14 protein-coding genes and 4 pseudogenes are annotated in these 25587 nt (G+C 36.4%); 15 read left to right on the top strand and 3 right to left on the bottom strand.

Translation table 11 applies throughout. The features are described 5' to 3' along the window. Nucleotides 1-95: 95 nt before the first annotated feature. The 11 genes and pseudogenes from A5482_RS15780 (at nt 96) to A5482_RS15730 (ending at nt 15075) form a co-directional block, all read left to right on the top strand. Nucleotides 96-338, top strand: a complete 243-nt coding sequence (locus tag A5482_RS15780) for an AbrB/MazE/SpoVT family DNA-binding domain-containing protein (RefSeq protein ID WP_069790883.1) — start codon at nt 96-98, stop codon at nt 336-338. Continuing rightward, nucleotides 332-676: a type II toxin-antitoxin system PemK/MazF family toxin gene (locus tag A5482_RS15775; RefSeq protein ID WP_069790882.1), complete on the top strand. Its 345-nt coding sequence runs from the start codon at nt 332-334 to the stop codon at nt 674-676. Before A5482_RS15780 ends, A5482_RS15775 begins: the two co-directional genes overlap by 7 nt. A gap of 42 nt (nt 677-718) precedes the next feature. Next, nucleotides 719-820 (top strand): annotated as a pseudogene (locus A5482_RS15770) (IS1 family transposase); the annotation flags it as partial. 83 nt (nt 821-903) lie between these two features. Further along, nucleotides 904-1152 carry a type II toxin-antitoxin system Phd/YefM family antitoxin gene (locus A5482_RS15765; protein WP_069790881.1) on the top strand — a complete coding sequence of 83 codons (249 nt, stop codon included), beginning with the start codon at nt 904-906 and terminating at the stop codon, nt 1150-1152. Further along, nucleotides 1145-1573, top strand: a complete 429-nt coding sequence (locus tag A5482_RS15760; protein WP_069790880.1) for a putative toxin-antitoxin system toxin component, PIN family — start codon at nt 1145-1147, stop codon at nt 1571-1573. The genes A5482_RS15765 and A5482_RS15760 overlap by 8 nt, the downstream gene beginning before the upstream one ends. A 487-nt stretch (nt 1574-2060) precedes the next feature. Then, nucleotides 2061-6503 carry a DUF3854 domain-containing protein gene (locus A5482_RS15755; protein ID WP_069790879.1) on the top strand — a complete coding sequence of 1481 codons (4443 nt, stop codon included), beginning with the start codon at nt 2061-2063 and terminating at the stop codon, nt 6501-6503. Nucleotides 6504-7078: 575 nt separating this feature from the next. Then, nucleotides 7079-7942 (top strand): tyrosine-type recombinase/integrase, encoded by an 864-nt coding sequence (locus tag A5482_RS15750; RefSeq protein ID WP_069790878.1) that lies wholly within the window; start codon nt 7079-7081, stop codon nt 7940-7942. 413 nt (nt 7943-8355) lie between these two features. Beyond that, on the top strand, nt 8356-10005 hold the full coding sequence (locus A5482_RS15745) for a DnaJ-like cysteine-rich domain-containing protein (protein ID WP_069790877.1): 1650 nt from the start codon (nt 8356-8358) through the stop codon (nt 10003-10005). 119 nt (nt 10006-10124) lie between these two features. After that, entirely contained in the window at nt 10125-11066 is a 942-nt protein-coding gene (locus A5482_RS15740) for a hypothetical protein (RefSeq protein ID WP_069790876.1), read from the top strand. A gap of 69 nt (nt 11067-11135) precedes the next feature. Next, a complete protein-coding gene (locus A5482_RS15735) occupies nt 11136-12107 on the top strand; it encodes a hypothetical protein (protein WP_069790875.1) in 972 nt (323 codons plus the stop codon). Between the two features lie 178 nt (nt 12108-12285). Then, nucleotides 12286-15075: a pentapeptide repeat-containing protein gene (locus tag A5482_RS15730; RefSeq protein WP_069790874.1), complete on the top strand. Its 2790-nt coding sequence runs from the start codon at nt 12286-12288 to the stop codon at nt 15073-15075. 64 nt (nt 15076-15139) lie between these two features. Here the strand turns inward: A5482_RS15730 and A5482_RS15725 are convergent. Further along, nucleotides 15140-15556 (bottom strand): annotated as a pseudogene (locus A5482_RS15725) (transposase); the annotation flags it as partial. 238 nt (nt 15557-15794) lie between these two features. Here A5482_RS15725 and A5482_RS15720 point away from each other — a divergent pair. Then, nucleotides 15795-15923 (top strand): annotated as a pseudogene (locus A5482_RS15720) (ISKra4 family transposase); the annotation flags it as partial. Between the two features lie 153 nt (nt 15924-16076). Continuing rightward, nucleotides 16077-17729, top strand: a complete 1653-nt coding sequence (locus A5482_RS15715; protein WP_069791842.1) for an IS1182 family transposase — start codon at nt 16077-16079, stop codon at nt 17727-17729. A 144-nt stretch (nt 17730-17873) separates the two neighbouring features. On the opposite strand, the gene A5482_RS15710 is transcribed toward A5482_RS15715, so the two are convergent. Then, nucleotides 17874-20900, bottom strand: coding sequence for a Tn3 family transposase (locus A5482_RS15710; RefSeq protein ID WP_069791022.1), 3027 nt, complete (start codon nt 20898-20900; stop codon nt 17874-17876). Between the two features lie 104 nt (nt 20901-21004). Between A5482_RS15710 and A5482_RS15705 the strand changes: the two genes are divergently transcribed. Then, the gene (locus A5482_RS15705; RefSeq protein WP_069791021.1) at nt 21005-21628 is read left to right on the top strand and encodes a recombinase family protein; all 624 of its coding nucleotides are present in this window, start codon (nt 21005-21007) and stop codon (nt 21626-21628) included. Between the two features lie 149 nt (nt 21629-21777). Next, nucleotides 21778-22082, top strand: a pseudogene (locus A5482_RS15700) (ISKra4 family transposase); the annotation flags it as partial. A 445-nt stretch (nt 22083-22527) separates the two neighbouring features. On the opposite strand, the gene A5482_RS15695 reads toward A5482_RS15700, so the two are convergent. After that, nucleotides 22528-25563: an ATP-binding protein gene (locus tag A5482_RS15695; RefSeq protein WP_446684875.1), complete on the bottom strand. Its 3036-nt coding sequence runs from the start codon at nt 25561-25563 to the stop codon at nt 22528-22530. Nucleotides 25564-25587: the final 24 nt, after the last annotated feature.

The raw sequence follows: 25587 nt of genomic DNA, 5'->3' as shown, positions 1-25587 counted from the left end.
CGCGGTTTATCAGTGAAGAAACAAAAAGTTACTCTCAAACCTTATCATCTTTACGGTATATTTAATGTATAAACATTTTATCTGGAGCAAAAAATATGATTACCCAGAAGATAAGTATGTGGGGGAATTCATTGGGTATTAGACTTCCTCAAGCCATCACTCAACAGGTTAAGTTACAAGAGGGAGAATTATTAAATATTTCCATTGAAGACAATAAGATTATTCTTACTCCCGCCAAACCAAAATATACCCTAGAAGAATTATTAAAAAATGTTACTCCTGAAATGCAACATGATGAATTAGATTGGGGTGACACCATAGGAGAAGAAGTTTGGTAAAAATCGATAATCGCATTCCCCAACGTGGTGATATTGTTAAACTCGAATTGAACCCTCGCACTGGTAGCGAACAATCAGGTTATCGTCCTGCTCTTGTTATATCACCTATTGCTTATAATCAAATTTCCAAAATTATTTTAATTTGCCCTATTACCAGTCGTAAAAAAGGATGGGTTTTTGAAGTGAAATTACCTTCAGAAATGCAAACCCATGGAGTTGTTTTAGTTGATCAAATTAGAGCAGTTGATTGTGTTGCTAGACAAACTACTTTTGTCGAAGAATCCCCGCCCTCACTCATTGATGAAGTTTTGGCAAAATTAGAAACTCTGATAGGTTAGTTCTCACTGCCCCTTATGACACGAACCCTATTATGTTTCCCCCGTCTGGTCAGAAGAACTTTGTCTTTTTCTAAGAAGATAGAGAATCACGTTGGCGCTATCTGGCTTTTTGTCCATCACTACAATTCATCCTTATCCCTTTAGGACTACCTAATTAATTTCGTCTATTTTGTCTATTTCGTTTACAATAAAACAATAATCAATATTACCAACACTTAAATTAAGTTATGCGATTTATTTCTGCCACCGAAGCGAAACAAACTTTCGGCAATGTCATTAATCAAGCACAGCGTGAACCTATCACCATACAGAAAAAAAATCGTGATGTTGCTGTTATTATGTCCATAGAAGATTATCAAAGAATTACAAGAATTAATCTTCAAGAATTTCAACAATTTAGGACAAATATTGGAAATAGAGCTTTAAAAAAAGGTTTAACGGAGGATAAACTACAAGAGTTATTAGCAGATGATTAATTCCTCCATTCGCCTAGTTTTAGATACCAATATTCTCATTAGTTCTATCCTTTCCCCTAATTCTATTCCTGCTCAGGTTTTAAATTGGGGAGAAAATACAGGAATTATCTTATATTCTACTGATACTTTAATGGAATTATTGTCGGTTTTAAGTAGAAAGAAGTTTGCTAAATATATCGAACCAAAAGAGATTAATGAATTATCGGAACGAATTAAAATAAATTGGCATTGTGTTCCCATTATTCAAAGGGTTAATTTATGTCGAGATGAGAAAGATAATAAGTTTATTGATTTGGCTTTAAATGGTAGGGCTTCTCATCTTATTACTGGGGACAATGATTTATTGGTTTTAAACCCTATTCAAGATATTTCCATTCTTAAACCTCGTAACTTTTGGGATTTAGTTAATGATAGCCACTAACAAACCTAGGATTTTAATTTTAAGAAATGCAACAGTTAAAGTTTATATATCTCTTTTTAGCACTATAATAGTAGTCGTGGTTATGCTTTTTAAATGTTAGTGCATCAAAAGAAAAGCGAAAAAAACCCAGTAGCTCGAACTACCAGGAATTTTTCTACATCTAAGGATGTCAATTACATTTTTTTTCTTAGCATCTCATGGCTTAGCTGAACCAGGCAAAGTTTTAGCTTACATATTGTGCCAACGAGATAAAAACAACTAAAGACTAAGTGATCGAATTAATAGACCAACTTAAGTTCAAGTTGTTACGAATTAACCGACTGATTATTATCAGACTGATTAGCCGAGTACCGAGTACTTAGCGATTACTAGGACTAATAACAAAACAACATTAATTAATCCACTGAGTAACTGATTATTATTATATCATTTTTTGGAAATGGTGCAGTAATCTTCAGTGGCAAATAAAAAAAACTTGAAGATTACAATGAAAAACAAAAAAACAACATTAACCAAAGCATCGAGAAAAGAGAACATCCTTAGCGCTGAATTTGACGCCGAAAGAGATTTTGGGCAAAACCCAGAACTAAAAGAACGATTTTACTCTTTGCCAGACTGGGTAAAAGAAGAAATGGCAAAAAGTAAAATCACCCCTGACGTGGTCGCCATGAATATTAAATACTCAGAAGGTCATGATGGTTTTGGTAAATTTATAGAACGATGTGAAATAAAAGCAAGTGAAGCAACTACTCAGGGGGGTGGGGTTAGAACTGCCCTTGCCAAACAATATAATCATTTATACGATGGCTATTGGTGGTCGCCCTATTCAACTCAGATTAAGCCATTAATTCCTCGGGTAATTTTGAAGTTAGAAGATAAACCCCATGGGTTAGGCTTCAAAGATAATTCTAATTATGCCTACCCCACATTAGAAGAAATTAAGAGCAAGGGTAAAGTATTTTACCACTACAGAACCATAGAAAAGATTGCCCAAAAAGCAAGAATCACCCTGCCCAAAAATACCCTTGAAGACTGTTATATCTGGATAAGAAAACATAGAATAAAACTCAAAGTCGAAATCATTAAATATGAGAATCTTCAAGGGCAAGGAACACCCCCCATGTTTCCTAATATCCCTTTTCGGATTATCGAAAAAGTAGCCCAACAGTATGATATTAAAGAGTTACCAGAAGATAACTATGAAGCGAAATGGCAATGGATAGAAAATAACTCCATTCCCATTACCATCACCGAAGGTTTAAAAAAAGCCTTATCCTTAATCTCTCAAGGGATAATTAGCATCGCCTCAGTATCTATTACCACCCACTCAGAAAAGAAAACCGAACATCTCAACTCTTATCAAACCCCCCTAAAACAGGAATTATTACCCTTCTTAATTCCGGGGCGAGAAGTTTATTTAGCCTTTGATTGTGGGGACAAAAAAGAAAGCTCAAGAAAAGCGGTGGCAAGGGAATCATGGAAAGTCTTGGGAAAACTGAATGACCTAAAATGTATTCCCTATCAGCTAAAATGGCTGGACGAAGATTGTAAGGGAATCGATGATTATATTTATAAATATGGAAAAGAAAGCCTAAATAATCTTTACCAAGAAGCCAAAAATTATCATGAAATAAAAACAAGCCGTGAAGTTCAAACCATTTTAAGTAAAAGGGTTTTAGAGAATGCCACTAAAATTAATACTAGAAGGTTGGTTAATAAAAAAGGAGTCATTACGCTACCCATTAAACAAGCCTTTGACAATGATGATATTAAGCTAGTAGGTATTAAATCCCAACAATCCACTGGTAAAACCCAAATCATGGAGGAAGTGGCAAGAAAACTACAGCTTCGGGGGGACAAGGTGTTAACCGTTACCCATCGGCAATCACTAGAAGAAAACTTAAATCAACGCCTTAACCTAGCTAGTTATAGGGGTGATGACACTATTATTACAAAGGCTTTAACCGCTGTAATCAAGGCGCAGGAGAGCTTAAAATCACTCAACAAAGCCGTCATATCCTGTCAAAGTCCCCAAGGAAATACTACTACAGTTATTCAAATTTCCCTCGGAATTGATAATATTCCTGAAGCCATTGAATCCCCCCTAAATCATACTCAGAAAGCCGTTGAAATCTCCAAAGATAATAATATTCCTAAAGCTATTGAACCCCAACCAAATCATACTCAGGAAGCCGTTGAAATTTCACAAAATAATACTCAAAAAGCTCTTAAAACTACTCAAAATACTCTGAAAGTTATTGAAGCTCCTGAAACGCTCGAAATTTCACAAAATAATACTCAAAAAGCTCTTAAAACTACTCAAAATATTCTGAAAGTTATTGAAGCTCCTAAAATGCTCGAAATTTCACAAAATAATACTCAAAAAGCTATTGAATTTCCCCCAGATCACAATACTAACAAAAACATTAAACCTTCCAAAAATAATCAAGAAACTATTAAATATCCTTCAGATCATAATACTCTGAGAATTATTGAAACTCCTGCAGAAAATAACAGTCAAGAAACTGTCGAACTTCTCCCAGATAATAATAGTCTAACAATTACTGAAAATAGCCTAACTAATAATCAAAAAACTGTCGAAATTAGCCCAAATAATACTAATAAAAACATTAAATATTCTCATAATAAGAGTCAAGAAAGTATCGACAATAATGTTCAAAAAACCATAAAAACTTTGGTAGGGAATAAGAATATTAAGATCGCCATTGAGAATCTTACCCTTTTACTTGATGAAGTTAGGGAAGGGAATGAGACTATCAAAAAAGCTCTTGAAACCCTTACCCTTATATGCCGTCATACCTCCGGGGAGGTTGAGGATATTAACCAAGCCATTGAAGCCCTTGCTCCTTGTATTACCTTATTAGAAAAACTGAAACACCATGAGGAAATCAATATTAAATTAAAGGCTTTAAATGGTAATTCAACCTGCATCGATTCAATCCTAAAGCTCAAAAAAAGTGATGATGAAAATGATGAGGAGTTAGATGACCATTATGATGTGGTGTTTTTAGACGAAGTAGAGCAGCTAATTATTCATATGCTCAACTCGACAACTCATATGAAAAATCATAGGGTCGAAAAAATACAATATCTCATCGAGATAGTTAAAAAGGCTAAAAAAATTGTCATTGTCGATGCCGATTTATCAAATTATGGGGTACTTGCTTTTAAAGAACTTCTCAACCTTGATAAAAATGAAATCTCCCTTTTTGAGAATATCAATAAACCCTTTAAAGGGCGTGAAATGGTTATTTATGAAAATAAAAATGCTTTATTGCTTGAAGTTCGGCAGATAATAGCCCATAATGCAAAACTATCAAAGGAAGGAAAAGAGCAAAAAAGACTTTACCTCACTACCAGCGCCCAAAAAGTCAAGTCAACCTATAGCGCCGTAACCCTTCAAGGGTTTCTCGTTAGTCTTGGGGTTGAGGAGAAAGATATTTTATTAATTGATAGTGAAACAACAAAAGATCCTAACCATAAAGCCTTTAAGATAACTAAAGACCTTTCAAGACTAAGGGATTATTTATATGTCATCGCCTCTCCCTCCATTACTACAGGGGTATCTTTAGAACCTTATGACGTGGGCGAGTTTGATTATGTCGTCGGCTTTTTTGGGGGGAATTATTCTTTAGATACCTTCTCGCAACAACTCGAACGCTATAGGGGTAATTGCCCCAGATTTGTATGGCTACCTGAAATAGGGCGCTATGACAAACAATATTTAAAGTCTCCTAGAGAAATAGAAAGGATATTCAAATTAAAAGACAACATAGCTCTTGATAGCTTAGGGCTTGATGTTAATTATGATATTTTTACCGCAAAATTAATTTCTTATTGTCGGATTTTTAATGAGCGAAGTAATAAAGAAGCACTCCATTTAAAAACTCTTTTTACCATTCTTTCAGAATTTAAAGGCTACCATATAACTTATCGGTTTATGGATAAAGATGAAGCTAAAACCATAGGAGTAAAGGCTAAAAATATCATGGCACATAATAAAGAACAAAGGGCGATCGCAGTTCATGACTCCATGGAACTAGATGACTCAACCGCCTTCAAACTCAAAGATAAAGAATATAAAACCATGGCAGAAGTCCATGCCCTCGAAAAGCATGAGCTAAAAAATAAATATGGGAAGCATAATGTAGAACCATTACTAAATAATCCTAATCTAACGGGCTTTATTAATCTTTATACCCTTGACCTTATGGGTAAAATATTCGCTCAATTAAATAATAGGTTTTATGCAACTTTACCCTTTGAAGATGTCAGAAAAATAGAAAAAAGCAAAGCCTTAAAAGCCCAAGAAAAAAGAAAAGAAGATAATGAAAAGTTATTCTTTTGGCACTATGAAAATTCCACCAAAAGATTAGCCATCAGAGCAATTATAGAACAATTAGGAATCTGTATCCATCAAATAGAAGCCCTCAAAATAGAAGGTAATAATTTAATTGAAAATAACCCAGATATTGAAAAATTACTAGGTCAGAAAGGACGGCGGAAAAAAGAAGACCAAGCAGCGGTTTCAACATTCCTTGAAACATATCATCAAAAAGTACAATTTGAAATTGAGGAATTAGCAGAAAACATTGATCAAATCCTAGCTCTTTTCCCCTCCTATCAACTGACACTATGTGGTATCAGTTGCAATCAAAATGCTGACCACTCCAACAGAAAAATGCAAAGACTTAAATCAATCCTCAGATTGTTAGGTTATGACTTATCCTGTATAGCTCGAAGTAAAGTTGATGGTAACCAAATTCGATATTACAAAATTATTGACGTGGGAGATCAGGTTGAAAATGGCTTTAGCAATTTAATTATGGATTATTTTTCATCCTTGATTAACCATGAAGATATTGCTTTCTATTGCGATGAGAGATTTCCAGAACAAATCCAATATTAATTGCCACGGTTATATATATACTTATATTTTTAATATTGCTTTCTTTTAATAATCATTGTGAAAATATTATTTATAGGGAAATAGTGCAATAAAGTAGTGTTTTTATGCCAAAATTATGGAATCACATAAAATCCCATTAAGTAGGTAAGTGTAATTAAATCGATCTAGCCAAAAGGTTTAAGCCTTTTATTAATCAAAGTTTTGGTAATACTAAACCCATCATTAATAACGCCAACTTACTTAACAGGATATAGTTACTAATAAAATCAAAATTCAGTTAATAAGAATTTCAAATAAGCAGATATTTAATTACCAACAAATCTAATGAGTTTGATAGTTCCTAGGTTGTACTCAGGGGCTTGATTCCGAATTCGTGGGGAGTGTCAATTCCGTACGATGGGGAGCCAGTCTCTCGCCAAAACAATTAAGTTTTTGACTTTATGGGGAGGGTTTTCTTTGCACATTTAGATAAAATTAAGAGTATTCTTCAGGGAGAGAGAGATTCTTAAGAATTTTTTTACATTTGATTAAAACAGTTAGTTCTACTCATTTTCTACTAAACAGGAGTCACGATTATGGATCATGAACCCATATCAATCACAAGAGCCAATACGGATAAGGACTTGGTTTTGAGTTGGCTTTATTCTAAGCCCTCTACTTTAACTCGACAGCGTTATTTTAAAAATTATGAGCAGTGGTTATCTTTTTCTAATTTGACTCTTAAAGAAACTAGGGTGGAGGATATACAGGATTATCGTACGATGTTGGAGATGAAGGGTTATAAACCTGCTACTATCTCCCAAAAACTCAATAGTATTAAGTCTTTATTTACCTATGCTGTAAAGGTGGGATATATTGCCATGAGTCCTTGTGTGGTGGTCAAAGCCCCTGTGGTGCATGAACAAATTAGCACTAAGTTAATAACTGTGGAGGATGTTAAAAAGCTGGTGGAGGGGGCAAGGTGTGAGAGAGATGGATTGATAATTAAGTTTTTATTTGCTTTGGGTTTAAGGGTGTCGGAGTTACTGAAGATGCGGTGGGATGATTTTTACTTTCTCCCGGGGGGTGAGGTGAAGATAAAAATTATTGGTAAGGGTAATAAGAAACGAGAGTTATTAGTTCCTAATTATATGTATCAAGAGTTATTAAAGATAAGGGAGGTTGATAATCCCTGGGTATTTCACGTTCCTTTCCACCATACTCCCTTGAAGAGTAATACGGTGTTTTATATGATGAAAAAAATAGCGAAAAAGGTGGGGGTAAGTGAGGATGTTTCTGCCCATTGGTTAAGACATTCCCATGCTACGGAGAGTTTAAGAAAGGGCTGTGATTTATCTTTGTTAATGCAGTCGTTGGGTCATTCTTCCATTACTACTACCCAGAAGTATTTATGTTTGAGAGAGACTGAAGGGAGTAGTAGTTATATTGATATGGGATAGGTATTGGATAAGATAGCAGATATGCTGGTTAATGCTCTTCTATGCTATGTTTTCGCCAGATAGGTGAGGAATATCAACCTGCTCTAGCTCTATCCAAATCACACTTTTGTTCTCCAGTGAGAAAAACACCTGCAGGATTACCCAATGCATCAACAGTGGCATGAATTTTTTTTACTTAAACTTCCTTGATGCTTATTCTATCTATTTTCCTGTTATATTTGATGACACGCCCCAGCCGTGACACTTTCCAATTACTCGGAACGTATCTTGGGCAATAACGTAGGGGATGACTTCCTAGCTTGATTGCTCAAGACTCTTAGATGCAACTTTTTAGGTCGCACCCTGCACTCACCTACCGTAACCCCTCTCTTTATTTTTTTGTCCTGATACTGAAAAATATCACGTAAAAATCAATGACCACTCCCGATATAGGATTATCTTTTATAAAATGGCTCGATAAATCACGAAAAGATCTATTAGGGCGGTTATTTTTTTGTCAAAAAAGCCTGAATAAAATTGCAATATGGGATACAGGTGAAAATGGTGGTTTTTACCACCTTTATGAAAATCAACATGAAAAATATAGTTATGATACTAATCATGAATATCCAGCTTCCCATAATAATTATCTCCAATACTTTTGCGAAGATAATTTACCTCTAGATCGACCAACTCAGTATAACTTTACCAATGCTCGAAAAGAATATCCTTTAAAAGGAACTTCTAAGATTTTCAAATGTCCTACATGTAGAGGTTCAGGGAAAGTTAAGTGTAGCAGTTGTAGGGGTACAGGCAAAATTTCACAAACTCACTCTAAAGGTCAATCACAAAAGGTTACTTGTTTTAACTGTTGGGGTACGGGCAAACAAACTTGTGGACGTTGTAGTGGAGAAGGTAAATTATTAAGTTATAACTCTAAAGATTATATATGGAAACATACTAAAGATAAAGAACCCATTGTTTTACCAACAATCAACCGTTTAAAAGTTCGAGCACTGATTACCAAAACTTATAATCAAGGCGGTTCTTATCCCATCGAAGAATTTAGTAAATCAGAAGTTCTTCAAGCAACCAATGTTTATAATGAGAGCTTAGAATCGCTCATTCAGTATAGTTGTAATTATGCTCAAACAAAAGAAAAAGAAATTAAAGAACGTTTTGGAACGCTACTATTTCAAAAACGCCAAAGATTTTATATTCCATTAGGATTTATTAACGTACTAGTTAATCGCAAATTTGGTCAATTTTTTGTAGCAGGAAATCTAACATACAGAAAATCAAATAGTCCTCCAAGGCATTGGAGTGTATTTAAATTTTTGGGGTGGTCTGCTTTAGGTATTGGAATTAGTTTAGGGATTAGTCTTGCTCAAGGATATATTTTCTTAAAAGTAGATACTCTAATCATCGTTATGGTTGTATTAGGAATTTTAATGACATTAGGGGTCATAAGGTTTATTCTTGATGGGCAGTTAAAATGGCCTCATAGATGGTTCATTGCTGATGATGATGGCTTAGGAAGTTGGTTATTAGCTCATCTTTTAGTGCAAACCTTGAGTCATAATCGTCATGGAAAAATGCGAGACTTATGTTACACAGAATTGTTTCATCCTCCTCAACCCAATACTGATAAATCTCGACATTCTTTTTTTTGTACCATCGAAATGGGGAAAGACAATAACAAAAAAATAACAGAACTTTTTTTAGCTAGTCAACGAGCAATCACTTTATTTCAGGATGACCTTAAAGCTATTTTGAAATCAAGTGATATTTTAGTGTGGATTATTAAAGACTCAAACCCAAAAAAAATAGATAGTCAAATCACAAATCTTCTTCAAGGTATGATTCCCAAAACTTTAGAAAAAAAATCCTTGATTCTTATTGCTAATTCAGAAATATTAGAGTTATCGATTAATCAATTTCCTGAAACACAAAAATATCTCCATTCTTCTCAAATTTATTGCTATTGTTGCCCTCTTTCAAAGGGTTTTGATAAATTACAAGAAGGGAAATTACCATTAGAGATAGAGTCAACTCTTAATGAAATAATAAAAAAACTCAAATAATCTAATAATTTGGTGGAATATTAAAGGTAAACAAAAGAGTTTCACAAAAAAGAGATATATAACTGTAGATAAAAATTACAAAAGAATAGGTAACCTAGGAAAAATCAGCTTAAAAAGACATGAAACAGAATTCTGAATTTAAACGTTACAATACCATTTGGGCAAAAATTTTTTATCGTTTTGGATTAATAGAAAAAAGTATTAATGTTCCTCTATTTGGTGTTAAAGGTGCAGGTAAAAGTTATTTTCTTCTTTCTTTAGGAATGTTCCTTTCTACCCGTAAATTGGGAAAACCAGAGGCTATTACCGAAGATCTGCTTAATCAATACTGGGCAGAAATTCTCAAAGGAAATCTGATCTCGATTACCCAAGGAAAATGGGATGTAGATTTGTTGGTTAAACAAATTTATTCTAAAGACCATAAAATTAGTATTGAAAGACAAACAATTTTTCAAGCAGGAGGAGTTGGTTCAGATTTGTTTTTAGATGATGAGGAACAATTTTCTTCAGATTCAGATAAATTATCAACTCGAATTTTCTTACGCACTAATGATATTTCCGGTCAAGAATTTACTTTAGCGATGAATCAATTAAGTGAACCAACTATAGAATTAGGGGGAGATCCTATTACTAAAAAATTTATTCAAGTAGTGCGGGATGGTAATGGCGCAGTGATGGTTATTGATTTAGTACGAAAAAACTGCACTGCGGAGCAATACCGGCAGAATAGAGATAAATATGTGCGAGAAGCCTTTGGAGAACAATTAGTTCCCCTTGCCAGAGGATTAGAACTAGCTCTTAGAAATCAAAGAGATCCAGATAGTCGTTATCCTTTGTTTTTAGTTTTTCCCAAGCGAGATATTCATCGTTTGAATAGTCAAGAGCTAAACGACTTAGCACAGAGAATGTTTGCTATGACTTTTGCCCGTCTGGAGGAAAAAGTCTCTATTCACATTCACTCAATTCAAAATATGGGATTTGAAAAGGATGAGAAGGGAGATCTTACATTTTCTAAAGGTTTAGGACTGTTTTTAGCGGATATTTACTCCGCTTTTCGCTAGAATTATGCTCAGTCAAAGCAATTAAATGTAAAGCCGTTACTCAGACGGGATTTCTACCCAATAATTTTGATGATTAACAACTCATTTCAGCCCGAACTTCTAGCTGCTGCTCAGGTTGATTATCAAGTCAAAGTACAGTCAGTGGGAAATTTTCCTTCAGAATTATTATCTGTGTTAATGACAGAAGCATTTCCTCTAAGTCCATCTCCAACCCCTTCATCAGTAGAAGGAATTAAAGTTTTTACCTATCACCAACGATACCTTTGTTTTTGTTGGTTTTTCTTTACCGGGCGCACAGATGAACTAGGTAGAGAAACTAACTCATCACGAGTTTTAATTTTTCCTTTAGAAGTTTGGCAAGGGGTTATTCCCACTCTTGCAGATGTTAAAGAATGGTTGAAACATCATGATATAGAAAATATGTCATCTAGTCAGTTTTTTGAGAAAGTTAAATCTTTAGAAAATTCGACTTTATCCCCCGAAAAGTTAAAAAAAGCGGAAACAACGATATGGTTTCCTCATTTGTTAGCCCAGTTTTTGCAACAAAGACAAGTTATTCTTCTTGGCTCTACACCAGCAGAAGTCTTACCTTGGCTAGAAATTTTATGGTTTTATACTCCTAGTTTTTTGCGTTTACAAATTGATTGGTGTTCTTATACTTGGTCTTTACGCTGTCCTCATGAGCAGGTGATAATAACAACAGGACAAGTTGAACAACCTAAATCACCTTCTTTCTGGGAAAGTTTATTTAAATTGGCTAAATCTAGTTCTGAAGATACACCATTACGCTTTGATACAGTACAAGGAATCTCAAATTACTCAGTACGAGATTTGAAGTTTAAATCTCTGGAATGGCTTTGTTGGGAGTGGATTAATCCCCAGCCATGGGCTAATTGGCAAAACAAACAAAAACGTCAATTTCTTTTAGAAGCCTTCAAAGATTTGAGCCAAAACCCACGCCCTAAACTGACAAAAATAATTTCTCGATACCCTCAAAGTTCTAAACTTGAAGAGTTGACTAATTTAATTAGGGGGAGCTAAAGAAATCCCAAAAACGCTATGGAGACGACAAAAAACAGGAAAGATAGAGAGATTAGATTGATAATTTGGAGCAAAATGAATAATATATAAGTAAATAATTTAAAAATCCCGCTCAGATTGGTTTATAGGTGTTTATTCCGTCTGAAATTCTAATAGGTTAGGAGAAGTAACTAAAGCGATGGACAATTTAGACAAACTCGATTTGCTTCAGCAATATGAAGCGGGAGAACGTAATTTTCGTGGAAAAGACTTAAGTAATGCGGACTTATCTGGGGTAGATTTACAGGGTATTAATTTAAACCGAGCTTATTTAGTTAATGCTGACTTGAGAGAAGCAAATTTAGAAGGTGCTAATTTATATCAAGCTAAATTACAAGGAGCTAAATTAAAGGGAAGTAATTTAAAAGGAACTAATTTATATCAGGCTAGATTGGAAGGAGCCGATTTAACAGATGCTGATTTAGCTGATGCTAAACTAGAAAGAGCTAAATTAAGAGGGGCTGATTTAACTGGTGCTAATTTAACTGGTGCTAATTTAGATCATGCTAATTTAACTGATGCTAATTTAACTAGTGCTAATTTAGATCATGCTAATTTAAGTGGTGCTAATTTAAGTGGTGCTGATTTAAGTGGTGCTGATTTAAGTGGTGCTTATTTAAGTGGTGCTTATTTAAGTGGTGTTCAGCTCGACGCTTACACTAAAATAGATAAAAAGTGGCGATTAGTTTGGGATATTCTCAATAATCCAGAAAACAACAAGGACTTAACCAATGCTAATTTAAGTGGTGCTAATTTAAGTAATGCTTATTTAACAGGTATTGATTTATCTGGAGCTAATTTAATTAACGCTAATTTAAGAGGTGCTGATTTAGAAAACGCTAATTTAATTAACGCTAATTTAAGAGATGCTGATTTAGTTGATCGTGTCAATTTAATAGGTGCTAACTTAGAAAACGCTAATTTAATTAACGCTAATTTAAGAGGTGCTGATTTAGAAAACGCTAATTTAAGAGGTGCTGATTTATTTTATGCTAATTTAAGTGGTGCTAACTTAGAAAACGCTAATTTAGCAGGTGCTTCTTTATATGGAGCTCTTGTAAGAGATGCTAATTTAAGAGGTGCCGATTTAACTGGTGCTAATTTAGCAGGTGCTTCTTTGTATCAAGCTAATTTAGCAGGTGCTAATTTAACAGATGCTGATTTAGTTGACCGTGTCAATTTAATAGGTGCTAACTTAGAAAACGCTAATTTAAGTAAAGCTAATTTAAGAGGTGCTAATTTAACAGATGCTGATTTAACTAGTGCTAATTTAAGTAAAGCTAATTTAAGAGGTGCTAATTTAACAGATGCTGATTTAGCTGATGCTAATTTAGCTGATGCTGATTTAGGATGGGCTAATTTAACTAGTGCTAATTTAACAGGTGCTAACTTAGAAAACGCTAATTTAAGTGAAGCTAATTTGACCTATGTATATTTAGGTGGTGTTCAGCTCGAGGCTAACAATAAAATAGATAAAAAATGGCGATTAGTTTGGGATATTCTCAATAATCCAAAAAAAAATAAGGACTTAACTAGTGCTGATTTAGAAGGGGCTAATTTAACAGGAGCTGATTTAAGTGGTGCTGATTTAAGTGGTGCTGATTTAAGTGGTGCTGATTTAAGTCGTGTTCAGCTCGACGCTAACACTAAAATAGATAAAAAATGGCGATTAGTTTGGGATATTCTCAATAATCCAGAAAACAACAAGGACTTAACTAATGCTGATTTAATTAAGGCTAATTTAACAGGTGCTGATTTAACACGTGCTGATTTAACACGTGCTGATTTAAGACATGCTAATTTAATTGAGGCTAATTTAGTTGATGCGAATCTATATCATGCTCGTCTATTTCTTGCTAATTTAAGTGGTGCTAATTTAAGTGGTGCTGATTTAAGTGGTGCTGATTTAAGTGGTGCTGATTTAAGTCGTGTTCAGCTCGACGCTAACACTAAAATAGATAAAAAATGGCGATTAGTTTGGGATATTCTCAATAATCCAGAAAACAACAAGGACTTAACTAATGCTGATTTAATTGATGCTAATTTAACAGGTGCTGATTTAACACGTGCTGATTTAACACGTGCTGATTTAAGACATGCTAATTTAACACGTGCTGATTTAACACGTGCTGATTTAAGACATGCTAATTTAAGTTTTGTTAAGCTCGACGCTTACACTAAAATAGATAAAAAATGGCAATTAGTTCGGGATATTTTCAGTCCTCTAGAAGACACTAAGTATTTGTATTTAATAGGTGCTGATTTAAGAGATGCTAATTTAAGTCGTGCTAATTTAAGTGGTGTTGATTTAACAGGTGCTGATTTAAGAGATGCTGATTTAACTAGTGCTAATTTAAGTGGTGTTGATTTAAGAGGTGCTGATTTAAGAGGTGCTAATTTAAGTCGTGCTAATTTAAGAGGTGCTGATTTAACAGGTGCTGATTTAAGAGATGCTGATTTAACTAGTGCTAATTTAAGAGATGCTGATTTAACACGTGCTGATTTAACACGTGCTGATTTGACCTATGTATATTTAGGTGGTGTTCAGCTCGAGGCTAACAATAAAATAGATAAAAAATGGCGATTAGTTTGGGATATTCTCAATAATCTAGAAAACAACAAGGACTTAACTAATGCTGATTTAAGACATGCTAATTTAATTGATGCTAATTTAATTGATGCTGATTTAAGACATGCTAATTTAACAGATGCTAATTTAAGTCGTGCTGATTTAACAGGTGCTGATTTAAGACATGCTAATTTAAGAGGTGCTAATTTAACAGATGCTGATTTAACTAACGCTGATTTAACAGGTGCTGATTTAGAAGGAGTTACTTACGACCTAGAAGATGACTACGATGAAGATGAATATGATGAAGATGAATATGATGAATATGAATATGATGAATATGAATTGGACTTGCACTAATTAGGGTCTGCTGAAAAAGTCTTAAACTCAACATTTCATTACAAGTGTCAATATCCCATGGGTTTTATAGATAAGCAAATCTAAGACTTATACTATGGAAGCAAAAGTAAAGATTATCATACAATGGCGATTTTAATTGTTTTTGCAAAAATAGATAAAAAATCTCCTTTAATATTTTTCTTATTAGACTCATTAAGTTCATTGCCAAAATAGCTATTGCCACTTTGGTTTCTGATGTTTCCTTTAATTTTGTTTTAATTAAATTTAACCCATATCTTCTTTTTCCTTCTCCAAATTTTCCTTCTATTCTACTTCTAATTTTTTCGTCTTCTCTTGCTTGTTTTTTCTCTTCTTTTGTGACATTCTTTTTTGGTCTTCCCAAAGCTGGACCACTCATTCTTATTCCTTTTTCTTTACAGTATTTTCGATTATTTTTAGTTCTATAAATGCCATCTACATGAATTGATTCTGGATAATACCCTGTAGGGGTTGAGCCGAGATACGTGTAATACTAAATCCGAGAAATAGAATATACTATTAATAATAAAAATAATGTTAGATAGAATCAATGGCAAGAAAAGTATATTTAGCAGATTATTTGACTAGAGAAGAATTAAAAGAAAAATATTTTTCCAATAAAGATAATGTGGGAGCATCCCAATTTTGCAAATAAAGGAAAAATCAGGATAATGGAGAGGTAAATATTGAGGGTAAGAGCAATGACACCATCAGAAAAGCTAGAATTGGAATCATGCCTAAAACGAGTGAGTGAAATCCTATACAAAAACAGTGAGAGTGAAAAATTAGAGACTCTTGAACAGATAGAAAAAACAGTAAGAGAAGGGGTTTGAGTAGCAACTGATACTGCTGATAAACTTAACAAAAGGCAGATATTTTTTAGACGTAGAGATCTAGAGAAAGCGAGATAACGATCTGCCTTTATTAGATCTAGATTTATGATATTAAGATAACAAAATTAATTCTGGGAGTAGTGAATCATTATGAGTCTGCATCCTCAGTCCATCCAACCCATACCACCTCTGACCCGAGAAGTTGCTCACCAAGCCTTTCCCCAAGGTAATCCCTACATGACCTTGAGAGATGAACTCGGAATATTTTACAATGACTTGGATTTTGCTGAACTCTATGCCACAGAAGGTCAACCTGCTCTGCGTCCTTGGCGGTTAGTTCTTGTCTGTGTCATGCAGTACATGTCTGACTTATCCGACCGAGGAGCCGTAGCGGCTGTGGCTGCTCGCATCGACTGGAAATACGCTCTAGGATTAGAATTGAGCGATTCAGGTTTTGATGCTTCAGTTTTGAGCTTATTTCGTTCTCGACTCCTGAAGGGAGGAAAAGAAAAACTGGTTTTAGATAAGCTTTTAGAACGTTGTCAACAGCTCAATCTGATCAAAGCCCGAGGTCAAGCTCGAACTGATTCGACCCATATATTAGCGTCAATTCGGAATCTGAATCGACTTGAATGCGTAGGAGAAACCCTCAGAGCTGCCTTAAACGCTTTAGCTGTTGTGGCTCCAGATTGGTTATCTTCAGTCATTGAAGACGATTGGTTTGAGCGCTACAGTAAACCCGTCGAAGATTCTCGACTGCCAAAAGGGACAGAAGCTCGTAATCTTATGGCTGAAACCATTGGACGTGATGGCCTGAAAATTCTCGAAGAGCTCTATGACCATCCAGATTCACCCCGATGGTTGCGGGAGGTTCCCGCTGTCGAAACTTTGCGAATGACTTGGGTTCATCAATATTGGGTCAATAATGGTCAACTTCATTGGCGTTCTCACCAAGATCTACCTCCCGCTGGGATGCGCTCAAATTCTCCCTACGACCCAGAGGCTCGTTATAGCAAAAAGCGTCATACAACTTGGCTCGGTTACAAAGTTCATCTGAGCGAAACCTGTGAAAAGAATCAAGTGCATCTGATTACCAACGTAAAAACCACGGAGGCACATTTGGCTGATGTCGACCAAATTGAATCAATTCATCAATCCTTAGCGCAAAAGGAATTATTACCCAAAGAACATTTGGTAGATACGGGTTATGTGGATGGAACTCTGTTGGTTGAGAGCAAACAACAATATGGGCTTGACCTAGTGGGTCCAGTCCGAGAAAACGTAAGTTGGCAGTCAAAAGAGCCTGATGCCTATGATCTGAGTCGATTTAAAATCAACTGGAAAACTCAACAAGCCACGTGTCCTCAGGGGGTTAAAAGTACCAAGAAATGGACGGTTCATCAAGACCAATGGGATAATACGGTCATCGGGATTAAATTTCCTCGCCAAGCTTGTCGAGAGTGTCAGTTCCGTCACTTATGTACCCGTTCTCGGACTGAACCCAGAGAGCTAACTATCCGTCCGCAGCAAGAGTATTTAGCAATTCTCAAAAGACGCCAACAGCAACAGACTAAAAAATGGTCGAAGCAGTATAACCGCCGTGCGGGAGTAGAGGGGACAATTTCTCAGGGCGTACGTGCCTTAGGGTTACGGAACTGTCGTTATGTTGGTTTGGAGAAAGTGCATTTACAACACATCTTTACAGCAACGGCAATGAACGTGTTTCGTCTGTTCGCGTGGTTTGAGGGAGTGCCTTTATCTCAAACTCGTGTTTCTTCCTTTGCTAAGTTAGCTCCAGGTTAGCTAGACTAGTGATTTTTTTTCTTCAACCTGCTTTTTGTTAAGTTCATCAGCAGTATCAGCAACTGTACAGAAAACCACGCTAAGGCTGTATTGCTTACTGGATATACTTTCTAGCTCTTTGAAATCTATTCAGCCCAAAAAAACTTACCAGAAATCCAAATCTGCTAGTTCATCAATAGTTTCAATATCCCGCAGTGGTCGTAATGTCCCATCTTTTAAATCTTCAGGCAAATTAAACTGATAGCGTCCCAACATATTGATATGAGAATGAGATAGAGGAGACAAACGAGCCTTATCTTCTTCTTTAATCTCCCACCCACCTTCCTCTAACTGATTGATAGCTGCATTCATGTAATAGGTATTCCATAGCACCAGCACGTTTGTTACCAAGCCCAAAGTTCCCAACTGTTCCTCTTGACCTTCACGGTAACGCTCCCGTATTTCACCTCGACGACCGTAGAATATCGCTCTAGCTAAACTATGACGGCTTTCTCCACGATTTAGTTGAGTCAGAATGCGACGGCGGTAAGCTTCGTCATCAACATAATTGAGTAAATACAAGGTTTTGGTGATTTTTCCCAACTCGCCAATGGCTTTAGCAATAGTACTCGGTTTTTTACCTCGCTGTAATGCCCTCATGATTTCTGTCGCACTCACTGTACCTAGCTTTAACGAACCTGCTACCCTCAACATATCATCCCAATTTTGCTCGATTAATTCAGTTTTCACGGTTTGTCGTGCCAAGTTATCTAACAGTCCATAATCAGCTTGAGAATCTAGCCTCCAGAAACGAGCCGAACCTGCATCTGCCAATCGGGGTGAAAATTGATAACCCAAGAGCCAGAACAAACCAAATATCACATCGCTATAGCCAGAAGTATCGGTCATTAATTCCTTGGGACGTAGACTGGTTTGCTGTTCCAATAAACCTACCAATACAACCAATGAATCTCTCAAAGTACCAGGAACAACCAAGCCATGAAAGCCAGTAAATTGGTTGGAGGTGTAATTATAGTAAGTGACTCCCCGACCACGATTGAAGTATTTGCTGTTTGCCCCAGCATTGAGAGTTTGCACGGGAACAACAAAGCGCATTCCATCAGCCGAGGCTACTTCACCACCACCCCAGCTTTTAACAATAGGAATTTTTGTTTGAGCATCAACTAAACGTGCATTAGCTTTGGTGACAGTATCAGGACGGAAATAATTCTGTTCAACCCAGGATAAGCGACCTCTAGTAAGTGCAGGGATTCTCTTTCTTACCAGAGGCGACAATCCAATATTACAACCTTGAGCGATAAGTACCGCACAGATACTAGTTGAGAGGTCTTTAACTTTGGCAAAAGTTTCATTAAGATGGGTAAATTCATTCATAAAACCCGTTTTGGCATTGATTTCCAATAAAACTTCGGGGAGATCTACCTGGGGCAATAATGACTCTACTTTATCTCTGAGTTTTAGATAACTTTCTGGAGCATCTAATTTATCCAGATTGCTGATAGTAAGGCTTTCCTTACCTTTCTTATCTACCTCAATTCTGACCTCTGAGTTTTGAGGTAAGTTCTTAGCAGTTTTAGTATAGGCTTGGTTCAACTGCTCATGTAATACCTTCAGTTCTGGTTCTGGTTTGGAGTTGAGTTCTAAAGTTCGACAGACAGATGTTCGTGCCGATTCCCATGCGTCTCCCTTGAGTAGCTTGGCACGGGGATTACTCCATCTTTCTCCTTTGGAAACAAATAGATCCCGACGGCGTAACGCTTCTAGTAGTTGCCCCAAAACGCAGAAAGTGTAAGCACGACGATCAATATTGCCATTTGTATCCACTACCCAAACAGCCCATTTTTTATCGACTATATTTAGCGGTGCAGTATCCATTAGGGGGTTTCTTTTACCTTCAATGGATTGGAGAAATTGCCACGCTTTGAGAACTTTTTGACCAGCTTGATTGCCTTCAAAATCGATAATTGAAAGCAATTTGGGAAGAAACCGACGAACCGAACGCCATTGCTTGAGTAACTCATCATAGTAATTATCTTCTGGGGGACGAGCTATATCTTCTACATCATCAATAGCTGAACTCAATTCTTCTGGAGTTAATTGACGCCAAACCTCTTCTCTGACCTGAATATCCTCGGTAGCAGGATTAAGGAGAATCCTACAGGCAATAGCTAGTTGTAATGCAGCAGCATCTAAATCTTTGAGAGTTCGTAGACGATTCTTCTTCCCATCTATTTGAGACTTAGCCAAAATATCTTTGACCAATAAATTCAAAACATCGAGAGCATCGTCAATGGCGGTCGCTTCCATGACATACACCCATGCTACCAAAGTAGCAATTCTTCTTTCGGTGGACATTCTGGCAATTGCTTGCGCTCTGAGGGTAAAAGCAGCTTTTGAGAGAGCCTTGAAACGAATTGGCGGTATTTTGCCTACATCCAGTTGATTAATACCTAAAGCGCGAATTATCATTAAGCGATTTAAGGCATTAACTAAACTAGGCCCACTTTTTCGGGTGGGTGATTTTCTGAGCTGTTCCAAGGGAGTAAATCTGACTTTCTCTTCTACAATAATTAAGGCTTCTAGATTCTCTATCTGCTTTTTATTGGGTAACTTAGAGAGGATTTTCCAAGTACGATTAGCTACTCTTTCTCTGACTGCGGATATCAAACGAGATAATACTGTAACCCCTGGTAGTAAGATTTTCTGCTCAACTAATCTAGCTGTGATTAAATCAAACATCATCGAAGGACTTTCCCCACCTATCCAAGTCCTCTGATATAACCAACGAACTAAACGCCAGTGTCCTGGCTGCTCACTGAAATCACGATAACCATAATATTTTTTTATTACTAAGGTATGCTCCCAGTGGGTGTTAGAGCGAAGTAAATATTGTGGCAGACAACTTACGTCTTTGATTTCTAGCTGAGATGCCAAATAATCAACTACTCCTTGAGGGACATTAATGGGATTGATTAGAAATGTTCCCAGGAAGCGAGCCGTACATAGCTGGATGGCAAAACCGAGCCGATTATAGTCACCACGACATTTTTGGACTAATTGTTTGGCTGCATCATCAAGATAAAAATAATGAGCCAGTTGTATTGAAGTTGGTTCACCAACATAATGTCCGTAACTATGTTGCTGTTCTGATGTGAGAAATCTAGATGACAAAGCTTAAAATTGGGTAATGTATCAATAAAACTGTAGTCTATTTGGTACACTTAAAAGTAACGAAGCTATTAGGGCTTGAGCTACCCAAAAACGGGAGGGTTTAAATGGTACAGAAGGTAGCTATTTACTGTCGGGTTTCGACTGCTGACCAATCTTGTTCCCGTCAAGAACAAGACTTATTAAGGTACGCCAAAAAAGCAGACTATGAAGTCGTTGGTGTTTGGAAAGAGACAGCTAGTGGCAGTAAAAATAATCGCCTCCAAAGAAAGCAAGTGATGAATTTGGCTCAAGGGCGAGAAATTGATGGTGTACTGGTTACAGAATTAACTCGTTGGGGTCGCTCGACTATTGACCTAATAACTACTCTACAAGAGTTAGCTCACTGGGGAGTGTCTATAATAGCTACCACTGGGCTTCATTTTGATCTAAATACACCTCATGGAAAATTGATTGCTTCGGTGATGGCTTCTCTGGCTGAATTTGAAAGAGATTTGGTTAGAGAACGAGTTTGTTCTGGTTTAGCTGCTGCTAAGGCTAAGGGTAAAAAATTAGGTCGAAAACCAGGACAAAGAGTCAAAGCAGATAAATATGCCCCCAAGGTTTTGCAGATGGTAGCAGAGGGTCATTCGTATCGGCAGATTGCTCGTGAACTTCATCTGAGTAAGACTACAGTTAATGAGATTGTCAAACGTCATCGAGGGACAAATGTAAATTCATCCCGAACATGAAAGTTTTTTTTGGAGTGGGTAGAAGAACGTTTTGATTCTGAGTTTTGTGACCTTCTTGAAGTTAATAAACGTTGAGCAGAGCCTGAAACTCTCGCACAGCATTAGCTATAGCCTTAGCGTGGTTTTCTGTACAGTTGCTACTCAAACCCCGAGAACAAGTATTAGAATACGTGAGTCCAGAAATCGCCCTTTTTTTATCGAAAAGAAAACAGGAACAAAACAAGGGAAAAAGCGAACTCTAAAAAGTTGTGTAGGAAAATTAAAAATAAGCAAAAAACAAGGAGACAAATTAGGCATAGAGGCTTATAAACGCCATAGTCCCTTGTTAGAAAAGTGTTGTCTGGTGTTGAGTGCCAACGAATCTTATCAAAGGGCCGAAAATGACATTTTACTGTTAACAGGATTAAAAGTAGGACATTCAACTCATCAACGCAAAGTACAACAAATAGAGGTAAACATAGGGTTCGCGCAACGAAGTGCAACTTACAAAACAACCATTGCTATATGACTCTTTCAACGTTTTAGTTAAAAAATATTACTACATATAGTATTATCTTTATTCATAAGTTTTACAAATATAGCTTTAACAGTTAATTTGACAAACATTCAATAACATGAGGTCAAGTATTGCGAAGTTAAATGATAAGGATGACGTAATCTAAACTTGCCCATAAATGATGTTTTGTAAGGCTATGCTTAGGAACAGAAAATAAACTCTTGGCAATATATATTTAAAATAACTTCCCCATAAATGACTTTTCTTGGACAAGTTTGATTTAAATAACTTATTAATCGAGGCTAAAAAGTGACTAACTTTAACTAAATTTTATCAAGTTGCACGCTTGTTGCACCAACCCTATGTTTCCGCCTAGTGACAGCTTCCCTAGCTTTACGCTAGTTTAGTTAATTTTGATGAAAGTTTTGACATCCATTTCATCTAAAGGTTCTTCTACGGCATTTCTTAATTTATTAAGGTCAAATTCTGTGTCTGTCGTAGCAGTAACTTTGATATTAACAATCATGTCTTTAGATTCATCAGATAGGTTTTGCAGAACATCTATAATTTCAAATAGCTGTCCTTTATCGGCGGATATATCCATGGAATAAATTTTGGCAGGTTGTTTTCCTTGTTTAATATCCGTGACGATTGTCTTCTCGATACTACTATTAGTTGGTTTTTCCACGATCACCTTATCTGTTGATGTGGTTTCTGGATATGGTTCGATAGTTGGTTCTTTTACACTAGGATTAAGAGTAACCAAAGGCTTATAAGATTGTTCATCAGGAGTTTGTGTTTTTATTTTTTGGTTAATTTCTTCCCGTAGTTGTTCAATTAATTCTGATGTCAGTAGGTAGCCGTTTAAGTCTAATTCATCTAGGGGAATTGAGGTTTGATAGCTAATTAAGCTAATATCTTCTACCACAGGTAGTTGAATGGGAGTCGGGAGTTGGGCGTTACGATTTTGGGAGTTAGCAGTTTGGGACTCGTTCACAGTTTGCCAACCATTAATATTTATACTGGGAATGTAGCCAAATTTTCCTTGTTGGATAGCAGAGGCGATCGCCCTTACTATAGGTTCACTACTTATCAATTTAGGATAACTGGGAAAACGGAAAAAGTAACTGACTAAATCACTAATTTTCAGATAAGGTTTTTCTGGGGTTAAATTAGCTAATCGGAACATTTTATTAACTGTCAAACTCTCAAAAACATGATTTTTTAATGCTTCTAAAACTTTCTCTTGCAGTTTATCCGAGACATTTATTTGTGATTGTAAATCGATGTTTTCTAACCTAATAGGATTTTGAAACTCCCCAGAAGTAGATTGTGTCATTGCATTGGGTACACCAATAAATACCTCCTGATATAGTTTTCTTAAAGAAGCATTTAAATCTGCAAGACAGGTTTTTTCTTTGCCTTTCAATTCTTCAATATCTTCGGCACTAAATTTATATTTCTGTTTTTGTTCAAGGAGAGAGGCGATCGCCAACTTAGTTCGAGAGGCAGTTCGGGCTTTATCCATTTGCACCGAAGAAGGTACAACAAAAGCAAGAGCGTTTTTATATTCCCGTTTATCATTACCTCTATACTCTAACCAGTGCATAATGTCAGAGGCGATCGCTTCGGGGCTTTTTTCTGCCCATGATGGTTCTAAATAGACAACTTGAAATTGAGGTAAACGATCTTGAATGCGACTAGAATCCGTTGCCCAAACTACTACTTTACCCTTACCAGACTGAAGATTTTTTTCCAATTGAGAACGAATTTGGTTATTAACTTCCTCACTGGTTTGTTTATTAACTTCATCCGCCACTAGCTTATTAAGATTAGCTTTGGTTTCAAAACGATAACGCTTACCCACATAATGCAAGTACAAAAGTTCTTCTTTTAAATCAGAAAGGGCGGCAGTGATAATATTGCGATCAATCTCAGGAGTTAAACAACTTTGAGCGATTTCTTGCTCCATTACTCCCCTTTCTTCCCCCTCTTTAGCACCAAAAGAATAAAGCATAATTGCCGTAGCCATACGAGTACCGATATTGAAATTAGCAAGAGCAGGAGAATCACTAGCAAACCGTTTATTAACAATATTAACTTTGGCTTTCCTGCTAATTAAATCTGCCGAGAAAACCGCATCATAAGCGTTTCTTTCCCCAATTTGGCTAAAAAAGGACTGTCTTACCGCGCTGTCTTCCAAAGGCACATTACAGGGGCTTAGTAGCAACGATGTGTCATTATTTTTCCAGAGATAGTAGATAACCGTAGCCAGAAATTGCAATGCTCCTCTGGTACGTTGATAACTAGGCAAACTTCCCCAACGGTTATACATTAAATCCAGTAAGTCAGGGTGAAACGGGTAGCTATATTCAATTCTTTCTACCAATAAATTAACATCTTGGTCAACTTGTTGCTTTTCTCGGCTAGTTTCGGCGAAGGTTTCCCTATATTTGCGGTAAAGTTCCCCTTGTTGTCTAGCTATTTCTCTAATAATGTTAATATCACCAATGTCTGCAAAAAGACGTTTCTGCACTACTCGCATCACTTCATCCCCAGAAACGGGTTCTTTCTTTGCATCCATGCGCGAAACTAATTTATCGAGAATCCCCAAAACTCCTTCACTGCCCACAGCTTCTTGCACACTGGCTTGAAGGGAGTAAACCATCACCGCATTAGGTAATTCTGTAACTACTTCCGTTAGTCTTTGGATGAAGGTTAAGACTTGTTTGCCAAAGGTGGAGTCTCCCACTACTAATGCCATGGCGGTTTCTACATATACTAATACTTCATCCATGAGAATTAGTAGGGGTTGATTGCCAAATAGCTTTCTTAAGACATCATTACCAGGGGCAATCCTTTTTTGATCTTGTTCGGCTACAAGGGCATAACTTTTTTCTCCTCCTATCTGCCATGCTAAATATCCCCAAGGGGTTAAGATTTTTTTGCCCTCACTTTCTAACTTATTTTGACTTATTAAAGGGGGCAAATTACTCGGAATATCATTAAAGTTCGTTCCTGTGCTAGCATCCACATCTAAGCCTATGAAGGATAATACTTTTATCTTGTCGGGCTTGGGTAGTTGTTGAATTTCTGGGATGTGTTCTAATTCTTGTCTGTGTTGGGTGACGTGGTAAAGGCTAATTAGGGTATGGGTTTTACCACCACCAAAGGGAGTGCGTAGTTGGAGAATGCGATCTCCCCCCTGTCCATTTAAGCCTTTTAAGACATCGTTGAGTAATTGTTTTAATTCTTTGGTGAGGTAGGTAGCCTCGAAAAAACCACGGGCATCTCGATAAACATAAGGGCAACTAACATCATTTCTGATAACAGCACCTAATTGAGCGGCGTAGGTAGCGTTATCTAGTTTTCCCTCTCTAATGTCAGGGTGAGGGGTAACTACTTGTGTCCATGATTTTAGTTGATATGCTTTACTCATAATCGATGTCCCTTTTCTTTCTAT

It is taken from the genome of Cyanobacterium sp. IPPAS B-1200 (assembly GCF_001747005.2).
Taxonomy (GTDB): Bacteria; Cyanobacteriota; Cyanobacteriia; order Cyanobacteriales; family Cyanobacteriaceae; genus Cyanobacterium.
Note: the sequence above shows the minus strand (reverse complement) of the source record. Positions and strands in the feature narration are given on the sequence as shown.

Coding starts and splice junctions, on each gene's coding strand:
- A5482_RS15695 (WP_446684875.1), bottom strand. CDS start 25,563: ATGAGTAAAGCATATCAACTAAAATCATGGACACAAGTAGTTACCCCT.
- A5482_RS15740 (WP_069790876.1), top strand. CDS start 10,125: ATGAAACAGAATTCTGAATTTAAACGTTACAATACCATTTGGGCAAAA.
- A5482_RS15780 (WP_069790883.1), top strand. CDS start 96: ATGATTACCCAGAAGATAAGTATGTGGGGGAATTCATTGGGTATTAGA.
- A5482_RS15715 (WP_069791842.1), top strand. CDS start 16,077: ATGAGTCTGCATCCTCAGTCCATCCAACCCATACCACCTCTGACCCGA.
- A5482_RS15765 (WP_069790881.1), top strand. CDS start 904: ATGCGATTTATTTCTGCCACCGAAGCGAAACAAACTTTCGGCAATGTC.
- A5482_RS15735 (WP_069790875.1), top strand. CDS start 11,136: ATGATTAACAACTCATTTCAGCCCGAACTTCTAGCTGCTGCTCAGGTT.
- A5482_RS15705 (WP_069791021.1), top strand. CDS start 21,005: ATGGTACAGAAGGTAGCTATTTACTGTCGGGTTTCGACTGCTGACCAA.
- A5482_RS15760 (WP_069790880.1), top strand. CDS start 1,145: ATGATTAATTCCTCCATTCGCCTAGTTTTAGATACCAATATTCTCATT.
- A5482_RS15755 (WP_069790879.1), top strand. CDS start 2,061: ATGAAAAACAAAAAAACAACATTAACCAAAGCATCGAGAAAAGAGAAC.
- A5482_RS15730 (WP_069790874.1), top strand. CDS start 12,286: ATGGACAATTTAGACAAACTCGATTTGCTTCAGCAATATGAAGCGGGA.
- A5482_RS15745 (WP_069790877.1), top strand. CDS start 8,356: ATGACCACTCCCGATATAGGATTATCTTTTATAAAATGGCTCGATAAA.
- A5482_RS15750 (WP_069790878.1), top strand. CDS start 7,079: ATGGATCATGAACCCATATCAATCACAAGAGCCAATACGGATAAGGAC.